Raw genomic sequence first — 16,628 nt, forward strand, 5'->3', positions numbered from 1 at the left:
AAGTGCCTCACCAATCCCCGATTGTCGCCTGTATCACCGCCAGTGCCGCCACCGCAGCCGTATCGGCGCGCAGGATGCGCGGACCGAGTGGAATCGTGGTTACGAAAGGCAGCGCCCGCAGCATCCTTCGTTCCTCGTCGGAAAATCCGCCCTCGGGCCCGACCAGCAGCCCGAGCTTCTTCCCCCGCACCGCCTGCAGCGCCGGCAGCGGATTGTTCGTGGAAGCATCCTCGTCGCAGAAGATCAACCGCCGCTCCTTGTCCCAGCCGGCCAGCAGGCGTTCGAATTTTTCCGCTTCGCGCACTTCCGGCACCGCAAGGATGCCGCATTGTTCGGCGGCCTCGACGACATTGGCGCGCAGCCGTTCGATGCCAGGCTTTGCCACCTGCGTGTGCTGGGTGATGACCGGCTGCAGGACGCCGGCGCCCATCTCGACCGCCTTCTGCACCAGATAGTCGAGCCGACCCTGCTTTAGCGGAGCAAAGCAGTAGGCGAGATCGGGCAGCGGCGGCTGCGGCCGCTGCAAGGTCAGCACCTTCAGCCGCACCGCCTTTTTGGACCTGGCGGCGATAGAAGCCGACCATTCGCCGTCGCGGCCGTTGAACAACAGGATTTCGGCGCCTTCGCCGAGCCGCAGCACATGCATCAGGTAATGGCCCTGCTGCGGGCTCGCCTCGAACTCGATATCCGGTCCGAGGTCGTCCGGCACGAACAGCCGCTGCATCTTGTAATTGGCGCGCATCGCCGAGGAATGGGCGAGACGGCTCTTGGCGTCAAGTCTCGGCCGAGGGATGCCAGACCGGTTGGTAGCCTTGCCTCAGCACGGAAACGGTGGTCGCCGGCGTGAGCAGGCGGATTGGATGGCCGGCAAAACCGCCGAACCCGACCGGATCGCCCCCCACGCGATCACTGTAGCCTGCGAACGACCAGCGCAGCGCCTTGCCGCCACGCATTGCATAGGCGTTGCCGCCGTCCGCAACCATGGCGCCGTCCGGCAAGCCGGCAAGCTGTTCTGCGGATACGACCGGTGCCCGCCCACCCGACGCCAGCCGCTCCTTATGCAGCCGCTTGTCGACCTGCGGTGCGCGCGGCTCGGCAATGCTGAAGGCGACGCCGAAGCGCCGGACGAAATCCTTGGCCCGCTCGCGCCGGCAGAAGAAGCAGGGCCGATGCCCGGCCGCGAGCGCGGTCACCTCGTCCAGGAAAAACAATTCGGTCCAGCCGGCCTTGCCCCCCGATTGGTCGTCGCTTTGCCTGTTGCGGCCCATCGGCTCGCGCCGCACATCGCGGAATTCGCAGACGCAGATGATCCAGGCCTGCAGCGCCCAGCGTTTTTTCAGCAGCGTCTTCGTTTCGGGGTCATGGATGATGCCGCGATTGCCCATGAACAGGCCGCGCTCCGGCACGGCATGGATGACGCCGAACGGGTCGACCCGATTCTGCAGTGGCATAGCTTTCTCCCCGAATACGCATCTTGGCCGGAATGACGGCGGCATGATATCGCTGGTCGCATCGTTTTCATGTCAGCAGGTTTTTCGATGCGGGTGCTGGTGGTCCAGAATTTCGACAGCGAGGGCCTTGGCCAGATCGGCGCAGCGCTTGTCGAGGCAGGCGCCGATATCGATCTGCGCCGGCCCTATTGTGGCGAGATGCTGCCGCAGGATAGCGCTGCGCACGACGCCATGGTCGTGCTCGGCGGCGCCCAGAATGCGCTGGACGACGAGATTTGCCCGTATTTTCCTGAATTGCTCGACCTGACGCGCGATTTCGCCGGCAAGGATCGCGCCGTGCTCGGTATCTGCCTTGGCAGCCAACTGGTGGCGCGCGCCTTCGGCGGCGAGAACCGGATCGGCGGCGCCTCGGAATTCGGCTGGCACAAGGTCTCGCTCACGCCGGCGGCGACGGCCGATCCGGTGCTCGCAGCGCTGCCCGAAAATTTCCCGATCTTCGAGTGGCACGACGACACTTTTGTCTTGCCCGAAAATGCCGTGCGGCTCGCCGGCAACGAAGTCGCCGAGAACCAGGCGTTTCGCATCGGCCGTGCCGTCTATGGCTTTCAGTTCCATTTCGAGGCGGACGGGCCGATGGTCCGCGACTGGAGCGCATCCTTCGCATCGCTCATTGCCGAGCGGCACCCGGACTGGAGCGATCGGCTCGACGACGAAATGGCCCGCCACGGACCGGATGCCGATGCCGCCGGGCTGGCCATCGCCCGCGCCTGGGTGGCGACGATCTGATCAGTCAGTATCGACGTTGCATATTTGGCACGCCGGCAAAAATCCGCTGTGGACAGCATGTTTCGTGCTTGGCTTGTGGCCGCCCGTCACCCTAGAAGGTACCCGCTCTGCATCTTCCGTGCAACGCGATGAACCTTTTGGGTCACTCGCGCGACACATCGCCGATACAGAACATGCCTAAAAGCGCGAAATCGTCGAAACTTTGAGACGCATTTTCCGTTTCAACCCATTCGTAACCCGCCCCGTGCACAGATGCAGGAAGCTCAACAAGAGATGACGTCCGTGAAAGCAGCGCTTCTGTCCTTTGTCATGTTGTCGGCCATAGTGTTGTGCGGCTTCGGCACCTACGCCGGCGACGCAGCCAACAACCACAACGCCGTCGACGGCTACGGCGTCACCGCCGCGCTTCGCTAAGCGCTTTAACCCCTCTCGCCTGACACCACCAGGATACGCTTGTCGGCACCGTCGACGACGAGCGCGCTGAGGTTTCCCGTCTGGTAGGCGAGGGTGTCGATATTGACGCGGTTGACCATCACCTCGGCCTCCGGCACCGGCGTGTGGCCATGCACCACGATTTTTGGATGCAGGCCGGAATGATTGTGGAAGACATCGCGGATCCAGATCAGGTCCTGCGCGCTCTGACTTTCCAGCGCAATGCCCGGCCGGATGCCGGCATGGCAGAAGAAGAAGTCGCCGAAGGTCAGTGAAAACGGCAGCGACTGCAGGAACTCGACATGGCTTTTCGGCACGGCCTCGACAAGTGCTGCATGGCCTTGCCGCAATGCTGCCTCGGACCTGCCGAACCACGCGCCGCCACCTTCATTGAGCGCTACGCCATAGGATTGCGCGGTCTGGATGCCGCCATAGCGCATGAAAAGCCCGTCCGCATCGGGAGTGTCGAGGAAGTCTAGGAAGCCGATGTCGTGGTTGCCGGCGAGCATCAGGTGGCGCGGGTCGCGTTTTCGCACTTCGATCAGGAAATCGATGACGCCCTTGGAGTCCGGGCCGCGGTCGACATAGTCGCCGAGATGGACGACACGCCAGTCGACCGGCCGCGCCTGGCTGATCTCGGCCGCAATCCGGCGGTACATGGCGGCGAGCAGGTCGAGCCGGCCATGCACGTCGCCGACCGCATAGATGCGCATGCCTTCCGGTCCGCGCGCGTCGAGAAAGTGGATGCCGGGGGCAGTCAATGCGTCCATCTCCGTGATCATGCCGCCACGGGAGTCTAACGCCGAAGCTGATCCTTGCCCATGTCGGTCACCAGACGCTTTCCGCACAGTGCCAGCGTTATGTCCATCTCCTTGCGGATGATTTCCAAGGCTTTGGTGACTCCATCCTTGCCGAGCGCGCCGAGGCCGTAGAGGAAAGGCCGGCCGATATAGGTGCCCTTGGCGCCGAGACACAGCGCCTTCAGCACGTCCTGGCCAGAGCGGATGCCGCCATCCATATGCACTTCGATCGTGTCGCCGACCGCGTCGGCGATTTCTTCCAGCACCGAGATCGACGACGGCGCGCCGTCGAGCTGGCGTCCGCCATGATTGGAGACGATGATCGCGTCGGCGCCGGTCTTGGCCGCCATCAGCGCGTCCTCCTTGTCGAGGATGCCCTTCAGGATCAGCTTGCCGCCCCAGCGCTCCTTGATCCAGGCGACGTCCTTCCACGACAGATGCGGATCGAATTGCTCCGTCGTCCACGACGACAGCGAGTTGAGGTCGCCGACGCCCTTGGCGTGGCCGACGATGTTGCGGAAGGTCCGGCGCTTGGTGCCGGCCATGCCAAGGCACCAGCCCGGCCTGGTCGCCACCTGCCAGACATGCTTCGGCGTGAAGCGCGGCGGCGCCGACAGTCCGTTGCGGATGTCCTTGTGGCGCTGGCCGAGGATCTGCAGGTCGAGCGTCAGCACCAGCGCCGAGCACTTCGCTGCCTTCGCCCTGTCGATGAGACTGAGGACGAAATCCTTGTCGCGCAGCACATAGAGCTGAAACCAGAACGGCTTCCTGGTCACCGATGCGACATCCTCGATCGAGCAGATGCTCATCGTCGACAGCGTGAACGGCACGCCGAATTCCTCCGCCGCCTGCGCCGCCAGCATCTCGCCGTCGGGGTGCTGCATGCCGGTCATGCCGGTCGGTGCCAGCGCTACCGGCATCGCCACCTTCTCGCCGATCATGGTCGATTCCAGCGAGCGGTTGCTCATGTCGACCAGCACGCGCTGGCGGAACTTGATCTTTTGGAAATCCTCCTCATTGGCCCGGTAGGTGCTTTCGGTCCATCCACCGGAATCGGCATAGTCGAAGAACATCTTCGGCACGCGGCGGCGCGCCAGGTCCTTGAGATCGGCGATGGTGAGGATCATGCTCATGGGCTTCCCGCTGATGGTTCGCTAATTCGTCGCAATTCTTGGCCGGCGCTCACGAGCGTTTCCGTGCCGGCTCGCTGTCGCCGGCTTCGGAGCGCTGCATCAGCCTCAGCCGCGACACGCGTTGCCAGTCGCCGCTGCGCTCGGCCTCGGCCATGGTGCGTTCGACATGGGTGATGTGGTCCATCGCCGCCTGCCGGGCGGCCGCCGGATCGCCGGCCTTGACCGCCGCGTAGATCGCCCGGTGCTGCGAAAGCAGCGCCTCGCGCGCGCCCGGCACGTGGAACACCAGGAGCCGGTTCTGGAACACGCCCTCCGACAGCAGCCGGTAGCACGAGCGCAGCGTGTGCAACAGGATGATGTTGTGCGCGCATTCGCAGATCGCGTGGTGGAACTCGACGTCGATTTCCGCCTCGTCGTCGAAGTTGCCGGTCCGGTGAGCCTCGTCCATGCGCGCCATGATGCGGTCGAGCAGCGCCAGGTCGTCTGATGTGGCGCGCCGCGCCGCATACTCGGCCGCCACCGCCTCGATCTCGCGGCGGTATTCCAGATAGTCGGTCGCCGCCTTGCGGTGCATCGAGATCAGGTCCGTCACCGGCTTGGTGAATAATTGGCCGATGACGTCGGCGACATGGGTGCCGCCGCCGGGCCGCGTCGTCAAAAGCCCGCGCCCCTCCAGCGCCTTCAGCGCATCGCGCAGGATCGGCCGCGACACCTCGAACCGGCGCGCCAGCTCGCGCTCGCCCGGCAGCCTGTCGCCAGTGCGCAGAACGCCTTCGAGGATCAGGCTCTCGAACTGCTGCACCACCTCGTCGGCGGTGCGGGAATGCTCGATCCTGGAGAAAATGTCGCTCAACGGGGAGGGCCTGGGGATTGAACCGGTGTCGCGCAGGATAAAGCCAGTGTCGGCAACTGGTCAAATTATTTATCCAGTTCGCCCACTTGGCCGGGGCCGACGTCGTTCCAGCATATCGCTTTCGGCTAATTTGTCGTTTGCGTGCCCCGGCAATTGGCTCTAGAGGGACGCGAGCGCACCAGGCCCGGGGGACCAGCCGTGGCAGATGACCCGTCCAATCTCGAATTCCAGCCGCGCGTCGAGGGCAGCGTCATGGGCTTTCCCGCTCATGAGGGACGGCCTGGCGCGCTCGGCGAGGTTCACGCCCGTCCGCATCCGCTGGTCGAGAAACCGCGCGTGCTGGTGCAGCTTTCGTTCATGACCGAAGCCGGCTCCGGCGTCGACCAGGCGGTGCTTTCCGAACTGTCGCGGCGCCTCGGCATCGCTGCGCCTGACCCTCATGCCCGCCACCACGCGATGAAGTGGGGCAAGGGCTCGCTGCGCTGGGAGCGGCATACGGAATTCTCCACCTATCTGTGGGAAGGACCGCTCTCCGAGAGCGGCCAGCGCCAGGAAGGTTCGCCTTTCGGCAACGGCTTTTCGCCGCCGGGAACGGTGATTTCCGGCATCAGGCTCGAGATCCGCAAATGGACGCAGGCGAGCGAAAGGCTGATCGCCGGCTTCGACCCGACCAGCCTGTGCTATTCGCTGGTCGAGCGCGGCAACGCCGCCATTGTCACCGATTTCCGCCAGGACGGTGACGGCATGACCCGCATGCTGGTGCTCGACCGCGGCCTGACGCCGGCACGCACCGGCGCGCTGGCGCAGCGGCTGATCGATATCGAAACCTACCGCACGCTGGCCATGCTTGGCCTGCCGCTGGCGCTGATGCTGTCCGGTCGCGCCCGCCGCATCGAAGACAGGCTGGCGCAGACCACACTGGAAATGAAGGTCGCCGAAACCCGCGACAACCAGACGCTGCTTGCCGATCTGACCGAGCTTGCCGCCGAACTGGAGGCCGATGCAGCCTCCAGCCTCTATCGCTTCGGCGCCAGCCGCGCCTATGACGGCATCGTCCGCGAACGGCTGGAGGCGCTGGAGGAAGAGGCGGTGCCCGGCTACGACACCTGGGGCGGCTTCCTGCAGCGCCGTGTCGCCCCAGCCATGCGCACCTGCCGTTCGGTCGAAGAGCGTCAGGCCAATCTGTCGACCAAGCTCACCCGCGCCACCACGCTGCTGCGCACCTGGGTCGACGTCGAGGTCGAGAAGCAGAACCGCGATCTGCTGGCGTCGATGAACAACCGCGCCCGCCTGCAGTTGCGGCTGCAGCAGACGGTGGAGGGTCTCTCGGTCGCCGCCGTCTCCTACTATGTCGTCGGGCTCATCGGCTACCTCGCCAAGGGCGCCTCGATCTTCGGCCATGCCGTCGCGCCCGAGGTCGTCACCGCCGCCTCGGTGCCGCTCGCCATCCTGCTGGTCTGGTGGGGCGTGCGCCGAGTGCGCCGCCTGCACTCCGAACCCGCCAAGCCGGCAGGCGAGCAGGCAGGCAATCTCCCACCTTGAGGGGGGAGATGTCGCCGAAGGCGACAGAGGGGGTCGTATCGCATAGAGCGCCAACCTCGTTTCCCGGCGGGACACGACGTTGGCGATTTACGTGAGACGACCCCCTCTGGCCGCCATCTCCCCCTCGAGGGGGAGAAAGTCAGCGCTTCCCTCTGGCCGACCCGCGCAAGATCGTCCCGGTATCGGCTTCCGATTTCGGCCAAACCAGGATTTGCAACAAGCGCCTGCCGCTGGTAAAAGATTTTTACCAGTCGATCGAAGGAACTGTCGATGTCCGGCCTGCTGATGCCGAAGCCAGACGACGCCACGATGCGCCGGCGCGACGAGATCGTCGCCGATATGCGCATCATCGTGCCCGGCGAGGGCGTCGTCGACGCGGCCAATTCGATGCGCGCCTTCGAGAGCGACGGCCTCACCGCCTATCGGCAGTTGCCGCTGGTCGTGGTGCTGCCAGAAACGGTGGCGCAGGTCTCGCGCGTGCTGAAATATTGCAATGACCGCAACATCCGCGTCGTGCCGCGCGGTTCCGGCACCTCGCTGTCCGGCGGCGCGCTGCCGCTGGAAGATGCCGTGCTCTTGGTGATGAGCCGCTTCAACCGCATCCTCGAGATCGATTTTCCCAACCGCACCGTCGTCGCCCAGCCGGGCGTCACCAATCTCGGCATCACCACCGCCGTCGAGCAGGAGGGCTTTTATTACGCCCCCGACCCATCTTCCCAGATCGCCTGCTCGATCGGCGGCAATGTCGCGGAGAATTCCGGTGGCGTGCATTGCCTCAAATACGGCCTCACCGCCAACAATGTGCTCGGCATCGAGATGGTGCTGATGAACGGCGAGGTGGTGCGGCTCGGTGGCAACCATCTCGACGCGGAAGGCTACGACCTGCTCGGGGTGATGACCGGTTCCGAAGGCCTGCTCGGCGTCGTCACCGAGGTCACCGTGCGCATCCTGAAGAAGCCGGAGACGGCGCGCGCGCTGCTGATCGGCTTCCCGACCAGCGAGCAGGGCGGCCAATGCGTCGCCGACATCATCGGCGCCGGCATCATCCCGGGCGGCATGGAGATGATGGATCGTCCGGCGATCCATGCGGCCGAGGATTTCGTCCATGCCGGCTATCCCCTGGATGTCGAGGCGCTGCTGATCGTCGAGCTCGACGGGCCGGGCGTCGAGGTCGATCATTTGATCGGCCTGGTTGAGGCAATCGCCTATAGGAACGGCTCGACCACATGCCGCATCTCGCAATCGGAGCAGGAGCGGCTAAGTTTCTGGGCCGGCCGCAAGGCGGCCTTTCCGGCGGTCGGCCGCATCTCGCCAGACTATTACTGCATGGACGGCACCATCCCGCGCAAGGAACTGCCGCGCGTCCTGCACGGCATGCGTGAACTTTCCGAAAAATACGGGCTCGGCGTCGCCAACGTCTTCCATGCCGGCGACGGCAATCTGCATCCGCTGATCCTCTATGACGCCAACGTGCCGGGCGAGCTCGACAAGGCGGAAAGTTTCGGGGCCGACATCCTGCGGCTCTGCGTCAAGGTCGGCGGCGTGCTGACCGGCGAGCACGGCGTCGGCGTCGAAAAGCGCGACCTGATGCCGGAAATGTTCAACCAGATCGACCTCGACCAGCAGATGCGGGTCAAATGCGCATTCGACCCCAACCATCTGCTCAACCCGGGCAAGGTGTTTCCGCAGCTTCGCCGCTGCGCTGAACTCGGACGCATGCACGTGCATCGCGGCCAGACGGCGTTTCCGGATATTCCGAGGTTTTGAGTGGGCATGTTGGCGCTTGAACACCCCCCTCTGTCCTGCCGGACATCTCCCCCTCAAGGGGGGAGATTGGCAGCTCGCGCGCCTCACCCTTCTTTCAACGTTGAAGATTGGCGAAGCCGGACGCGACATCTGATCTCCCCCCTTGAGGGGGAGATGCCAAGTTTTGGCAAAGAGGGCAGGACAGACGGGGGCGCGAAGGAACACAGCGTTCTCGAATTTGCACATGGCGCAACGCCGTGACCACCTTCACCGCCGCCACCACCGCCGAAACTCTCGCCACCGTCGCCTGGGCGGCGGCGGAAGAAACGCCGCTCGAAATCCTCGGCCATGGCTCCAAGCGTGGCATCGGCCGTCCGCTGCAGACCGAGCACACGCTCGACCTGTCGAAACTGTCAGGCGTGACGCTCTACGAGCCGGCTGAACTGGTGCTGTCAGCAAAGGCCGGCACGCCGCTCGCCGAGATCGAAAAATTACTTGCCGAAAACGGCCAGCAACTCGCTTTCGAACCACTGGATTATGGCCCGCTGCTCGGCGGCGAAAAGGGAAAAGGAACGATCGGCGGCGTACTGGCCGCGAACCTTTGCGGTCCGCGCCGGCTGAAGGCCGGGGCGGCGCGCGATCATATTCTTGGCATAGCAGCGGTTTCCGGGCGTGGCGAGGCGTTCAAATCGGGCGGCCGCGTGGTCAAGAACGTCACCGGCTATGACCTGTCCAAGCTCATGGCCAACAGCTGGGGCACGCTTGCCGTTCTTACCGAAGTCACCTTCAAGGTGCTGCCCGCTGCCGAGACCGAAGTCACGCTGGCTGTGCGCGGCCTGCTCGACGATCATGCCGCGGCCGCTATGGCGCTGGCGCTCGGCTCCAGCGCCGAAGTGTCGAGTGCTGCCCATCTTCCCGAACGCCTTGCCGCACGGGTCGCCGGCGGCGTTCTCGGCAGCACCGCCGCGACATTGCTGCGCGTCGAGGGGTTCGGCCCGTCGGTCGCCTACCGCATCGCAGCGCTGAAAGATCTGCTCGGAAATGCCGGCCCGCTCAAGGAAATCTCGGGCGAGACTTCGCATTCGGTCTGGCGCGATATCCGCGATTGTGCGCCGTTTGCCGACGGCCTGGAAAAGCCGGTGTGGCGCGTGTCGATGGCGCCGGCGCAAGGCCACCAGATGGTGCTGGCGCTGCGCATGCAGGCGGCCGTCGATGCCTTTTATGATTGGCAGGGCGGACTGATCTGGCTGCGCATGGAGCATGGCGATCCCGAAGCCGATCTTCTGCGCGCACTGGTGAGACAGTATGGCGGCGGCCATGCGACGCTGGTGCGCGCCGCCCCTTCGCATCGCGCCGCTGTGCCGGTGTTCGAGCCGCAGGCGCCGCACCTGGCAGCATTGTCGGCGCGGCTCAAAGCCGAATTCGATCCGAAGGCGATCCTCAACCCCGGCCGCATGGCTTAGGAGGTACGAGATGCAGACCAATTTCTCAGCTGCCCAGCTTGCCGATCCGCATGTCGCGGAATCAGAAAAGATCCTGCGCAAATGCGTGCATTGCGGCTTCTGCACGGCCACCTGCCCGACCTATGTGACGCTTGGCAACGAACTGGATTCGCCGCGCGGGCGGATCTACCTGATCAAAGACATGCTGGAGAACGGCCGACCGGCCGACAAGCAGATCGTCACCCATATCGACCGTTGCCTGTCCTGCCTCGCCTGCATGACAACCTGCCCGTCGGGCGTCAACTACATGCATCTGGTCGACCACGCCCGCGTCCATATCGAGGAAACCTACAAGCGGCCGCTGCCCGATCGGCTGACGCGCGCCATGCTGGCCTTGGTCCTGCCTTATCCCTCGCGGTTTCGCGCTGCGCTCAAGCTGGCAAAGCTCGGCCAGCCATTCGCCGGACTGCTGGAAAAGCTCCCGGCGCTGAAGCCGCTGGGTGCGATGCTCAAGCTCGCCCCGGCGTCGGTTCCTGCGGCCTCGCCAATGGCTTCGCCCGGCATTCATGCCGGGCAGGGCAGGAGGAAAAATGGCCGCGTCGCCATCCTCACCGGCTGCGCGCAGTCCGTGCTCGATCCCGCCATCAACGACACGACGATCGCGCTGCTGACGCGGCTCGGCGTCGAGGTCGTGGTTCCCGAGGGCGAGGGCTGCTGCGGTGCGCTGGTGCATCACATGGGCCGCGAGGCGGCAGCCCTTGCCTCGGCCAGGCGCAATGTCGACGCCTGGACGCGCGCCATCGAGCAAGGCGGGCTGGACGCCATCGTCATCACCGCGTCGGGCTGCGGCACCACCATCAAGGATTATGGTTTCATGCTGCGCCTCGATCCCGCCTATGCGGACAAGGCAGCGCGGGTGTCGGCGCTGGCCAGGGACATTACCGAATATCTGGCAAGCATCGATCTGCCCGAGCCGGTGCGCCAGCCCGGCACCATCGTCGCCTATCACTCCGCCTGCTCGATGCAGCATGGCCAGAAAATCACCCGCCAGCCGAAGGAGCTTCTGGCCAAGGCCGGCTTCGTCGTGCGCGAGCCGCGCGAGGGGCATTTGTGCTGTGGCTCGGCCGGCACATACAACATTTTGCAATCGGAGATTTCGGCTCAACTGCGTGACCGCAAGGTGAGAAATATCGAGGCGACCGGTGCTGAAATCGTCGCCACCGGCAACATCGGCTGCATCACCCAGATTGCTTCTGCCGCGAAGCTGCCGGTGGTGCATACGATAAAGCTGCTCGACTGGGCTTATGGCGGGCCGCAGCCGGACGGCGTTCCGGACAGCAGGGCAGCCTTTGCAGCGGAGTGATCCAGCGGCGCTGCCGGCTTATTCCGCCGCGAGCTTGTCCACCACGCCATAGGTCGCCTGGTAGCGCGCCCGCTGGCGGCTGAGCGCCACCATCGTGTTGCGCAAAAGAATCGCCACGGTGATCGGGCCGACGCCGCCCGGCACCGGCGTGATCCAGGACGCCACATGCTTGACGCTCTCGGCGTCGACGTCGCCGACGATGCGGCTCTCCCCGTCCGGTCCGATCTCGGCATTGATGCCGATGTCGATGACGGCCGCGCCGGGCTTGACCATGTCGGCCTTGATCAGCCGCGGCTTGCCGACGGCGACGAACAGCGCATCGGCACGCCGCGCATGCGCTGCCACCGAGCGCGTCATGTGGTGGCACACCGTCACCGTCGCGCCCTCGCTCATCAGCAGGAAGGCGATCGGCTTGCCGACGATCTCGGAGTGACCGACGATGACGACCTCGAGCCCCTTGAGATCGAGACCGGTTTCCCTGAGCAGTTCGACCGAAGCGGCAGCCGTGCAGGGTGCGAGGTCGAGCTGGTTGTAGACGATGTTGCCGATCGAGGCTGGATGCATGCCCTCGACGTCCTTGAGCGGATGCACCGCCGCTTGCAGCGTCCTGATCGGGATATGCACCGGCACCGGCCGCTGGATGATGATGCCGGTGACGCGCGGATCGGCGTTCAGGCCGTGGATCGCTGCTTCGAGTTCGCCGGCGGTGATGTCGGCGGGAAATCGTCTTTCCTCGAAACCAATACCGGCCAGTGCCGCCTTGGCGCGCTGGTTGCGCACATAGACATCGACTGCAGCCGTGTCGCCGACGGTGATCGATATCAGTTTGGCCGGAAAGCCTTCGGCGGTGGCGATCGCTGCATCCTCGCGCACCGAGGCGATGATGCGTTGGGCGACCGGACCGCCCCGGAGATAACGGCTGTCGTCGGACAGGGACATTGTGCTAGGCCTTTGTCTGGAAGCGTTGCAGCCGACATAGCAAAATACCGAGGAGAATGGCAGCGAGAATGCGAACCGCCATGCCGCGGGCGCGACGTACCACCCGATCCTGACAAACTAAACTATCCTATGGCGTCCCGGAAACAGAAAGGGCAGCGCAGTTTGCCGCGCTGCCCTTTCGTGACCGACCGTATTCCCACACGGCCCGTCCCCCGTATTCTGATGATCCCGAGACTTCTGGACAGACTCGGCAACAAAATCAACCGCAGATTACATCACCACAACCGTCGTGCCAACATCGACCCGCTCATAGAGATCGACGACGTCCTCGTTGCGCATGCGAATGCAGCCCGACGACACCGCGCCGCCGATCGTCCATGGCTGGTTGGTGCCATGGATGCGGTAGAGCGTCGAGCCGAGATAAAGCGCGCGCGCACCGAGCGGGTTCTCGACGCCGCCGGCGACATAGGTCGGCAGATAACGGCCGTTGGCGGCCTCGCGCGAGATCATCTGCGCCGGCGGTCGCCATTCGGGCCAGACCTTCTTCTGCGAGATCTTGTGCTTGCCGGCCCATTCGAAGCCCGGCTTGCCAGTGCCGACGCCATAGCGCCGCGCCTTGCCGTTGTTCTCGACCAGATAGAGGAAATTCTCCCGCGTATCGATGACGATCGTGCCCGGCTTCTCCGGGCCGTCGTAGGCGACTTCCTGCGGCAGGTAGATCGGGTTGATCTGCGGGCGCGCGATAATGCGCTTCTTTGACGGCGCCTGCACCGCCGCCGTGTGCAGCTGAGCCGGTTGCGCCTGCCGCTGAGAACGGCGCTGCGGCTTTTGCATCTCTTGCCGGTTCTGGCGGACGATGCCCGGCGCGCGGCCAAGCTGCAGCACCCAGGGCGCCGAAAGGTCGGGGCTCACCATCACCGGCGGCCTGTCGGCGTAGCGGTCATTGGCGCTGGAGGATGTAGCGGCAGTGGCCAGCACGGCTGCGGCGCCGAGGAGCGGGAACAAAAATGTCTTCATCGGAACGCACCCTGATCGTCGAACATGCCGGGGCGCAGAAGCGTCCCCGATGTCGCGAACATTGGGCGCGGAGCAGCAACCGAAACGTGAATCGGAATGCGTAAAATGCTGCATTGTCAGTAAAGCTTTCGGTGTGGTTACCGGCCGGTTCAGGAATCTGGTAAAGCCGCGGTAAAGGCAGCGCCGAGGCGCATTAACCAATGGAATTCCGCCATGGATGAGAAGACAGGCCTGCTCGCCGGACCCGATGGTATCGCGCGCTGCTTCTGGCACGGCAATCTGCCGGATTATCTGCACTACCACGATCACGAATGGGGCCGGCCGGTCGCCGACGACCGCAGGCTGTTCGAAAAGATCTGCCTCGAAGGCTTTCAGTCGGGCCTGTCCTGGCTGACCATATTGCGCAAGCGCGAGAATTTTCGCGAGGCGTTCGCCGGCTTCGATATCGACAAGATCGCAGCCTTCACCGAACAGGATGTCGAGCGCCTGCTCGGCAATGCCAGTATCATTCGCCACCGCGGCAAGATTGTCTCGACCATCAACAACGCCAGGCGCGCGCGTGAATTGGCCGACGAGGCCGGCTCGCTGGCGGCCTGGTTCTGGAAGTTCGAACCCGCCCCGGACGAACGGCCCGAAATCGTCGATCTCGCCCATCTGCGCGCCAATCCGACCACGGTAGTCTCGGTGCGGATTTCGAAGGAGCTGAAGAAACGCGGCTGGAGCTTTGTCGGCCCGACCACCGTCTACGCCTTCATGCAGGCCATGGGGCTGGTCAACGACCATATCGAGGGCTGCGTCTGCCGCGAGCAGGTCGAGGCGGAGCGGAAGGCGTTCAAAAGGCCGAAGTAGCTCCCTTCTTTTTCCTTCTCCCGTTGTGGGAGAAGGTGGATCGGCGCGCAGCGCCGAGACGGAAGAGGGGTGCTGGACGGAGTGCGTAGGTGCCAAGCTGGAGCACCTCTCATCCGACCTCGCTTCGCGAGGCCACCTTCTCCCACAAGGGGAAAAGGCAAGGGGAGCTTAAAAACTCAAGCGCCGCCGGCGCCTGCCAGAAAGAGCCCGGCAACGATAGCCGCTATCGTGGCAAAAGCCGGATAGATCACGAGCAGGCTGGTCAGCAGCGCATCGCGCATGGTCGGCCCCGTACGCTTGTCTGCGGCAACCCCGAACGGTCCCGCCATTTGGGCCGCAGGTCCCGGTGCATGATGATCGGCCGGCCTCAGCTGGGCGGGCAGCTCGCGGGTGCGGCTGTCGATGATGTCGAATTTCCGCGCCAAGGTCATGGCCAGAACCCCTTGTTTCGGCGCGCTTTATCGGCTGCGATTGTGTCGGCACGATGCCGCGCTTATGGCGGAATTGTTTCAGCTTCTTGGCTTCTCCCGCACGGGGAGAAGGCAGGGAGCAAACCCTTGCCGCGCCAAGCCCCATCGGTTAGGACACGCCCACTCGAAACAAGTCAGCTTTACCTAGCAAGAAGACCCATGCCATGGCCGACAAATCGGAAAAGATGAAAGCGCGGCTGCCGCGCGGGCTTGTCGATCGCGGCGCCGAGGATATCCGTGCCGTCGAGAAGATGATGGCGACGATCCGCTCGGTCTATGAGCTGTACGGCTTCGAGCCGGTCGACCAGCCGATGATCGAATACACCGATGCGCTGGGAAAATTCCTGCCCGATCAGGACCGGCCGAACGAGGGCGTGTTCTCCTTCCAGGACGACGACGACCAGTGGCTGTCGCTGCGCTACGATTTGACCGCGCCGATGGCGCGCTTCGTTGCCGAGAACTATGAGCGCCTGCCAAAACCCTATCGCAGCTACCGCTCCGGCTGGGTGTTCCGCAACGAGAAGCCCGGTCCCGGCCGCTTCCGCCAGTTCATGCAGTTCGATGCCGACACGGTCGGCACGCCGGGCGTCGCGGCGGACGCCGAGATGGCGATGATGATGGCCGACGTGATGGAAGCGCTCGGCATCAAGCGCGGCGACTACATCATTAGGGTCAACAATCGCAAGGTACTCGACGGCGTGCTGGAGGCGATCGGCCTTGGCGGCGACGAGAATGCTGGGCGCCGGTTGCAGGTGCTGCGCGCGATCGACAAGCTGGACAAGTTTGGACCGGAAGGCGTCAAGCTTTTGCTGGGCAAAGGTCGCTGGGACGGCGGTAAAGAGGGCGAGGGGGATTTTACAAAGGGGGCTGGGCTAGACGAAGTTCAAGCAGCGTTCATTGTCGCCGTCGTTCTTCACAACCAACACGTCGAGGCTGGGCTCAAAAACGATGTAGGAAAATGGAACAGGGTACTTGAGGCCAACCCCACCGCCGAAGCGGGATTTGCTGAACTCAAAGAGATTGAAGCGCTTGTCCTGGCTGCCGGCTATGGTCCGGACCGCATTCGCATAGACCCCTCCGTCGTCCGCGGCCTCGAATATTACACCGGCCCGGTCTACGAAGCCGAGCTGCTGGCCGAGATCCCCAACGAAGAGGGAAAAATCGTGCGCTTCGGCTCGGTCGGCGGTGGCGGGCGCTATGATGGCCTCGTCTCGCGCTTTCGCGGCGAGCCGGTGCCGGCGACCGGTTTTTCCATCGGCGTCTCCAGGCTGATGACGGCGCTGAAGAACCTCGGCAAGCTCGATACATCAGACGTGATCGCGCCGGTCGTCGTGCTCACCATGGACAAGGACACGGACAGCCTCGGCCGCTACCAGAAGATGGTGGGCGAGCTGCGCGCCGCCGGCATCCGTTCCGAAATGTATCTCGGCGGCGCCGGCATGAAGGCGCAGCTCAAATATGCCGACCGCCGCGGCAGCCCGGTCGCCATCATCCAGGGCGGCGACGAGCGCGCCAAGGGCGAAGTTCAGATCAAGGACCTGATCGAAGGTGCCCGCATGTCGGCGGAGATCGCCGACAACGCCGAATGGCGCGCGGCGCGGCCGGCTCAGGTGACCGTGGCGGAAAGCGATCTGGTTGGCGAGGTAAGGAAGATCCTGGCGGCGCAGGCGGAGGAGCGGGCGCGTGGCAAGTAGAGCGCCGCTCCCTTCTCCCCTTGTGGGAGAAGGTGGCCTCGCCCCCGGGTCTTGCCTCCGGCAAGCCCGAGGACAGGCTCCGCTCGGTCGGATGAGGGGTGTTCCAGGGAG

Annotated in this window: 16 protein-coding genes; 8 read left to right on the forward strand and 8 right to left on the reverse strand. The window is 64.5% G+C overall.

The annotated features are described in order from the left end of the window. Positions 1-7 precede the first annotated feature (7 nt). Both M727_RS0134680 and M727_RS0134685 read right to left on the reverse strand, forming a co-directional pair. The gene (locus tag M727_RS0134680; protein WP_027156337.1) at positions 8-742 is read right to left on the reverse strand and encodes a 16S rRNA (uracil(1498)-N(3))-methyltransferase; all 735 of its coding nucleotides are present in this window, start codon (positions 740-742) and stop codon (positions 8-10) included. 31 nt (positions 743-773) lie between these two features. Beyond that, complete coding sequence (locus M727_RS0134685) at positions 774-1,451, reverse strand: hypothetical protein (RefSeq protein ID WP_027156338.1); 678 nt, start codon at positions 1,449-1,451, stop codon at positions 774-776. Between the two features lie 87 nt (positions 1,452-1,538). Here M727_RS0134685 and M727_RS0134690 point away from each other — a divergent pair, with 87 nt between their 5' ends. Together M727_RS0134690 and M727_RS41250 are read left to right on the forward strand one after the other, a co-directional pair. Continuing rightward, the gene (locus tag M727_RS0134690) at positions 1,539-2,237 is read left to right on the forward strand and encodes a type 1 glutamine amidotransferase (protein WP_027156339.1); all 699 of its coding nucleotides are present in this window, start codon (positions 1,539-1,541) and stop codon (positions 2,235-2,237) included. A 273-nt stretch (positions 2,238-2,510) separates the two neighbouring features. Beyond that, entirely contained in the window at positions 2,511-2,651 is a 141-nt protein-coding gene (locus M727_RS41250) for a hypothetical protein (protein WP_091595274.1), read from the forward strand. A 5-nt stretch (positions 2,652-2,656) separates the two neighbouring features. Here the strand turns inward: M727_RS41250 and M727_RS0134700 are convergent, their stop codons facing one another. From M727_RS0134700 to M727_RS0134710, 3 genes are read right to left on the reverse strand one after another with little or no spacing between them, the layout of a single operon-like run. Beyond that, a complete protein-coding gene (locus M727_RS0134700; RefSeq protein WP_156941746.1) occupies positions 2,657-3,430 on the reverse strand; it encodes a metallophosphoesterase in 774 nt (257 codons plus the stop codon). A 35-nt stretch (positions 3,431-3,465) separates the two neighbouring features. After that, entirely contained in the window at positions 3,466-4,602 is a 1,137-nt protein-coding gene (locus M727_RS0134705; RefSeq protein ID WP_027156341.1) for an alpha-hydroxy acid oxidase, read from the reverse strand. 49 nt (positions 4,603-4,651) lie between these two features. Continuing rightward, positions 4,652-5,455, reverse strand: coding sequence for an FCD domain-containing protein (locus tag M727_RS0134710; RefSeq protein WP_027156342.1), 804 nt, complete (start codon positions 5,453-5,455; stop codon positions 4,652-4,654). 198 nt (positions 5,456-5,653) lie between these two features. Here M727_RS0134710 and M727_RS0134715 point away from each other — a divergent pair, with 198 nt between their 5' ends. The 4 genes from M727_RS0134715 (at position 5,654) to glcF (ending at position 11,548) form a co-directional block, all read left to right on the forward strand. Further along, a complete protein-coding gene (locus tag M727_RS0134715; protein WP_027156343.1) occupies positions 5,654-6,997 on the forward strand; it encodes a DUF3422 family protein in 1,344 nt (447 codons plus the stop codon). 270 nt (positions 6,998-7,267) lie between these two features. Beyond that, positions 7,268-8,764: an FAD-linked oxidase C-terminal domain-containing protein gene (locus tag M727_RS0134720; protein ID WP_027156344.1), complete on the forward strand. Its 1,497-nt coding sequence runs from the start codon at positions 7,268-7,270 to the stop codon at positions 8,762-8,764. Between the two features lie 236 nt (positions 8,765-9,000). Then, on the forward strand, positions 9,001-10,206 hold the full coding sequence (gene glcE / locus M727_RS0134725) for a glycolate oxidase subunit GlcE (RefSeq protein ID WP_027156345.1): 1,206 nt from the start codon (positions 9,001-9,003) through the stop codon (positions 10,204-10,206). Between the two features lie 10 nt (positions 10,207-10,216). After that, positions 10,217-11,548 (forward strand): glycolate oxidase subunit GlcF, encoded by a 1,332-nt coding sequence (glcF, locus tag M727_RS0134730; protein ID WP_027156346.1) that lies wholly within the window; start codon positions 10,217-10,219, stop codon positions 11,546-11,548. Positions 11,549-11,566: 18 nt separating this feature from the next. Here the strand turns inward: glcF and M727_RS0134735 are convergent, their stop codons facing one another. Both M727_RS0134735 and M727_RS0134740 read right to left on the reverse strand, forming a co-directional pair. Then, positions 11,567-12,487 (reverse strand): bifunctional 5,10-methylenetetrahydrofolate dehydrogenase/5,10-methenyltetrahydrofolate cyclohydrolase, encoded by a 921-nt coding sequence (locus tag M727_RS0134735; protein ID WP_027156347.1) that lies wholly within the window; start codon positions 12,485-12,487, stop codon positions 11,567-11,569. A gap of 270 nt (positions 12,488-12,757) precedes the next feature. Beyond that, positions 12,758-13,504: a L,D-transpeptidase gene (locus tag M727_RS0134740; RefSeq protein ID WP_023800352.1), complete on the reverse strand. Its 747-nt coding sequence runs from the start codon at positions 13,502-13,504 to the stop codon at positions 12,758-12,760. Between the two features lie 213 nt (positions 13,505-13,717). Between M727_RS0134740 and M727_RS0134745 the strand changes: the two genes are divergently transcribed. Continuing rightward, complete coding sequence (locus M727_RS0134745; RefSeq protein ID WP_027156348.1) at positions 13,718-14,353, forward strand: DNA-3-methyladenine glycosylase I; 636 nt, start codon at positions 13,718-13,720, stop codon at positions 14,351-14,353. Positions 14,354-14,529: 176 nt separating this feature from the next. Here the strand turns inward: M727_RS0134745 and M727_RS0134750 are convergent, their stop codons facing one another. Continuing rightward, positions 14,530-14,784, reverse strand: a complete 255-nt coding sequence (locus tag M727_RS0134750) for a hypothetical protein (RefSeq protein ID WP_027156349.1) — start codon at positions 14,782-14,784, stop codon at positions 14,530-14,532. Positions 14,785-14,987: 203 nt separating this feature from the next. Between M727_RS0134750 and hisS the strand changes: the two genes are divergently transcribed. Next, complete coding sequence (hisS, locus tag M727_RS0134755) at positions 14,988-16,517, forward strand: histidine--tRNA ligase (RefSeq protein ID WP_027156350.1); 1,530 nt, start codon at positions 14,988-14,990, stop codon at positions 16,515-16,517. Positions 16,518-16,628 lie beyond the last annotated feature (111 nt).

This window comes from Mesorhizobium sp. WSM2561, assembly GCF_000513915.1.
Lineage (GTDB): Bacteria > Pseudomonadota > Alphaproteobacteria > Rhizobiales > Rhizobiaceae > Mesorhizobium > Mesorhizobium muleiense.